Origin of the sequence: Paraburkholderia sp. CNPSo 3274, from assembly GCF_024206475.1 — a bacterium.
In the GTDB taxonomy this organism is placed as follows: Bacteria; Pseudomonadota; Gammaproteobacteria; order Burkholderiales; family Burkholderiaceae; genus Paraburkholderia.
The window spans coordinates 1-1,005 of record NZ_JAMBPR010000224.1 but is presented as its reverse complement, the minus strand read 5'-3'; the positions used below and the strand labels follow the sequence as shown (position 1 = coordinate 1,005).

Annotated in this window: 1 protein-coding gene; it reads right to left on the bottom strand. The window is 57.5% G+C overall.

Annotated elements, in window-relative coordinates:
* Window positions 1–710: 710 nt before the first annotated feature.
* Window positions 711–1,005, bottom strand: a 295-nt coding sequence (locus M3I54_RS44335) for a zinc-binding dehydrogenase (protein ID WP_254346725.1), incomplete at its 5' end; no start/stop codon positions are given.

Sequence of the window (1,005 nt, the reverse complement as noted above, 5' to 3'; positions counted from 1 at the left end):
CCCAAGCCGCCCGCAGACCATCATGCCTGGACGTGCCTGCCCAATCGCGTATCCCGATTGTTTCTTGCCCTCGCTTCGCTTCCCGCACTCGACACGCACAACCGGCGCCGCACCGATTCAATCCCCATAGCCACCGACAGCGGAGCGGCTTAGCTCAACGAATTTTTAGCGGAGCGGAAACGGCTTGTTCGCCGTGTCCCTAGTCAATTCATTGCGCCGCTTCCGCTCCGCTAAAAATCCTCTGGATTACCAGCCTTGCGTTACCCGCCGTCATAAGGCTCCGGCACCCATCGCCTCACACCGCTTCGGGCAGGCATTTGATACGACTGTCAAAGTTGATCAATAAGGCCTATGTCAAATTGCTCTGGAATCCTATTATTATCATGGCCATGTTCGAGCCCTCCCTTGGGCACTGTCAGGTTGCTGGAGATGTGGCGGTAGAATGAAGCGATGAAGAAGACGAAATCGCTTTATCACGGCCACATCTCCAGCAACCTGACAGTGCCCGTTTGACTACTCGTGCAGGGCCGCGGCGCTTGATCTGATAATCCGAGCCAGCGACTTTGAGAACAGCCGACACCGCGCGGAAAGCACGCGTGCAACATCAACGTCGTGGCGGTGTCGACAGAGTTCCGACCCGCTTGCCTGCAGCCATACGGAAGGGCCTGCTTCGCTGCGGCACGTTCATCCGCAGCCGACCGTTTGGCGCGTCACTTGACTTTGACGACGACCTTGCCCTTGGCGCGCCCCTGGGCAAGGTATTCAAGCGCTTCCTTTGCTTGTTCAAACGGAAACACCTTGTCAATCACCGGACGGATGCGTTCTGACTTAAGCAGTTCGCCAATTTCGGCGAGCTGGGCTCCATCGGGGCGCACGAAGAGAAATGAATAGGTTACATCCCGCTTCTTCGCAAGCCGCATGATCTTGCGGCTCATCAGCCCGAATACCAACCTCAGAATAAAGTTCAGCCCGCGGGCACGGGCGAACGCTGCGTCCAGTGGCCCG